The sequence below is a fragment of the Streptomyces sp. McG3 genome (assembly GCF_018619185.1).
Taxonomy (GTDB): Bacteria; Actinomycetota; Actinomycetes; order Streptomycetales; family Streptomycetaceae; genus Streptomyces.
Map to the genome: position 1 here is coordinate 1 of NZ_JAAXYC010000499.1, position 3426 is coordinate 3426.

At 70.9% G+C, this 3426-nt stretch carries 5 protein-coding genes; all 5 read right to left on the reverse strand.

Features of this window, described 5'->3' with window-relative positions; translation table 11 throughout:
* Positions 1-402: hypothetical protein (locus HET64_RS37625; RefSeq protein WP_215111725.1), on the reverse strand; the 402-nt coding region annotated here is incomplete at its 3' end.
* Positions 403-448: 46 nt separating this feature from the next.
* Positions 449-592 (reverse strand): DUF6760 family protein, encoded by a 144-nt coding sequence (locus HET64_RS37630; RefSeq protein ID WP_007457431.1) that lies wholly within the window; start codon positions 590-592, stop codon positions 449-451.
* A complete protein-coding gene (locus HET64_RS37635) occupies positions 589-1047 on the reverse strand; it encodes a hypothetical protein (RefSeq protein WP_215111726.1) in 459 nt (152 codons plus the stop codon). The genes HET64_RS37630 and HET64_RS37635 overlap by 4 nt, the downstream gene beginning before the upstream one ends.
* Positions 1047-1490 carry a phage tail protein gene (locus tag HET64_RS37640; protein ID WP_018960795.1) on the reverse strand — a complete coding sequence of 148 codons (444 nt, stop codon included), beginning with the start codon at positions 1488-1490 and terminating at the stop codon, positions 1047-1049. Before HET64_RS37640 ends, HET64_RS37635 begins: the two co-directional genes overlap by 1 nt.
* 63 nt (positions 1491-1553) lie before the next feature.
* Positions 1554-3134 (reverse strand): phage tail sheath subtilisin-like domain-containing protein, encoded by a 1581-nt coding sequence (locus tag HET64_RS37645; protein WP_215111727.1) that lies wholly within the window; start codon positions 3132-3134, stop codon positions 1554-1556.
* Positions 3135-3426: the final 292 nt, after the last annotated feature.

Below are 3426 nucleotides of genomic sequence, written 5' to 3' on the forward strand. Positions count from 1 at the left end.
CGCCCGCCCGAAGTGGGTCACCGCCCCCGGCAACGGCATGTCCACGGACCGCTGAGCAGCGACCGACGACGGCGAGGGCGACGACGGCGACGCGCCCGATTCCGCGACACCGGCACCGGCACCGGCACCGATACCCCGCACCAGCCCGGCCGGGGCGTCAGGGCTCACCAGATGTCCGAGCGGGGTCCCGAGCGCCGTGTCCTGACGGGTGGTGAGTGACGCCTCGAACTCCGCGGGCCCCACCGTGAGTCGCTGTCCGGACACCACCCGCTGGAGCGGCTCCAACCGGTTCACATCGACGCGTTCGCCACGATCGGCGACCGCGAGGCCCGGTGCGGGCGAAGGCGCGCGCGCGGCCCCATCGCCGGAACGGCCGCTCCGCAGCCAGGACATCAACCCCATGAGCTCCTCGTCCTCCCCCGCACGGTGTGTCCCGCCCGGCCGCCGGCTAGTGCCCGTTGAGGCGGGCGACCTGCGCGACGAACTTCAGGCGTTCCGGATGTTCCAGGTCCAGCAGGTCGTCCAGCGGCCAGTGGAAGTGGTAGGCGAGGTACGCGACCTCCTCGTAGAGCAGGTCGGCCGCGTACGTCACGATTCCCCCAGGCGGCCACCGGCGAGATTCACCGCGAACTCCTCGTCGCAGGACGGACAGGTGACGGCGGCGCGGGTGTGGCCCTCGGCGTTGATCCGGCGGTAGAAGTCCTGGAGGAAGGCCAGGTCGGAGGCGAACAGATCCTCGATGACACCGGGGTGGATGTCCTCGACCGTGCCGATGCGCGTCACGACCCGGGAGATGAGGACCACCGACAGATAGGCGGAGTTCTCCCTGACCCGGTCGTCCCGCAGGGGGACCAGTTCGTCCCGTGCCGTGGCGAGGCGCATCACGCCCGTGCGGTGGACGGTCCCCGACTCGTCGACGTAACCGCGTGGCAGCTCGAAGCCGAACTCCGTTCGCAACGTCTCCTGCTGACGCGTGGAACCGCCCCGCGCTCCGGCCGCCCCGGCCTCGACCTGCTCCGGGCTCTGGAACTGGACCGAGCGGCGCATCAGTCGAGTTCCATGGCCTCGTAGGTGATCGCCAGCTTCTCGGTCAGCACCGAGGTGTCGCCGGCCTTCAGGGTGCCGATCTCCAGGGACTTCGGCCAGGCGTTGATGAGCTTGTACCGCTTGATCGGCAGGCCCTCGTAGTCGTAGACGATGACGGCGCCGTTGCGGCGGGCGTTCGTCATGCGGCCGAACCGCGAGTCCTTGATCCACCGCTCGAAGCTGTTGTCCTCGGTGAGCCCGCGCGTCACGGTGACCTCACCCGCCTTGGGGCGGCCGGGCAGCTTCTTGATGGCGTACTTGCCGTCGAAGGTGTTCTGCTTCAGCTCGATGACGTCCTGTTCCATCTTCAGACCGCTGACCTCGGTGATCTGCTTGATGATGACGCTGTCGAATTCGAGGCCGAAGGAATGCCCGACGGAACTGTCGAGATCGGGAAGTGGCACAGCAGACTCCTCACGCCGGACTCAGGAACGGGCTGTCAGCGACCAACGGGGTACGGCGGCCGGTCATTCGTCGACACCACCGCTGCCGCCGGTCAGCTGGGAGAGCCGGAACACCACGAACTCGGCCGGTTTGACGGGGGCGACCCCGATCTCGCAGATGACCTGACCCGCGTCGATGCTCTCCGGCGGGTTCGTCTCGCGGTCGCACTTCACGTAGAACGCCTCCTCGGGGGTCAGCCCGAACAGCGAACCCTTGCGCCACTCGTTGACGAGGAACGCCGAGACGGTGCGCCGGACACGGGCCCACAGGGCGTCGTCGTTCGGCTCGAAGACAACCCATTGCGTACCGGCGAGGATCGACTCCTCCAGGTAGTTGAAGAGCCGCCGGACGTTCAGGTACCGCCAGGCGGGGTCGGACGCCAGCGTCCGGGCACCCCACACCCGGATGCCCCGGCCGGGGAAGGACCGGATGCAGTTCAGCCCGATCGGGTTGAGCAGGTCGTGCTCGCCCTTGGTGAGCTGGGTCGCCAGCGCGACGGCTCCCCGGACGACCTCGTTCGCGGGGGCCTTGTGCACGCCCCGCGTATCGTCGTTGCGCGCCCAGACCCCGGCGATGTGCCCGCTGGGCGGTACGAGGGTGGCGCGGCCGGACGCGGGGTCGGCGACGCTGATCCAGGGGTAGTAGAGCGTGGCGTACTTGGAGTCGAAGTTGGCCTGCCCGGTGCGCCAGCCGCGGATCTGCTGCGGGGTGAGACCGGGCGGCGGGTCGAGGATGGCCACCCGGTCGCCCATCAGCTCGCAGTGGGAGATCAGCCCCTGCTGGACGGCGATGACCGACTCCAGGTCGAGCAGGCCGCGTTCGTAGGCGCTCATCAGGTCGGGCACGGCGATCATGGTGACCTCGTCGACCGCTTCCAGCCCGCCCAGCCCCGTACGGCGGTCGGCGTCGCCGACGTACACCTCGGGGGCCATCGCACCGGAGCTGCCGGCGGCGGGGGCGGCCGGGGCGAGGACCACCGTCTGCGGCGCGGGCGGGGCGGGTGCGGCGCCGCGCCCCGACTCCCGTACCTCGATCAGCCCGGACTTGGCGTTGACGCGGGTCGCGACGTTGTCCTTGCTGCGCTTGGTGGTGACGGAGGGGTACGTCTCCACGACCTGGCCGTCGCGCTTCACGAGGAACCGGAAGACGTCGGCGGGCGGATCGTCGCCCTCCACCGGGGCGACCTCCACGCTGATCTCCCCGCTCACACCCGGCCGGGGCCGCACGGCGTAGGGCCCGACCGCGACCTCGGCGCCGACGGGCAGTTCGCCGGCCTCCCCGGCCGCCCCGACCTCACCGCCGACGCCCTCGCCCGGCTCACCGTCCGCCGCGCCCGCCGTGCCGTCGTCGACCCGCACGATGAAGCAGACGCCGCCGCCGTTGGCGAAGAAGCCGTAGACGGCGGACGCGAGGTAGGCGCCGTCGACGAAGTCGCCGAACGTGGCCACGAACTGGCTCCAGTTGGTGATCAGCGTCGGCTCGTCGAACGGCCCCTTCTGCGCGAAGCCGACGAAGGCGGCGACCGAGGTGCCCACCCCTTCGATCGGCCGGGATCCGGACTCGACCTCTTCGACGTAGACGCCGGGGGACAGGTACGACGGCATAAGGCCTCTCCTCGACACACTCCTGGACGCACTGCTCGACCGTGGGACGCGGGTCATTCTCGCCACTGCGGCGATCACCGGGAACGGGCGGTCGGCCGCCCCGCCGCGCATCGAGGGCTGCCCGATGAGGCAACGCGACCGCGCCGCGGGTGCCGCCCCGCCCTGCCCCGTACGCGGTCCGCGCGCGCTGCGCACGTCCCCGGATTCCCCGGCACGGTGGCAGCCACCACGCATGCACCACATCCGGGCCGTCCGGGCCGTCCGGGCGGCCTCTTGGCCGGCGGGAGCGGGA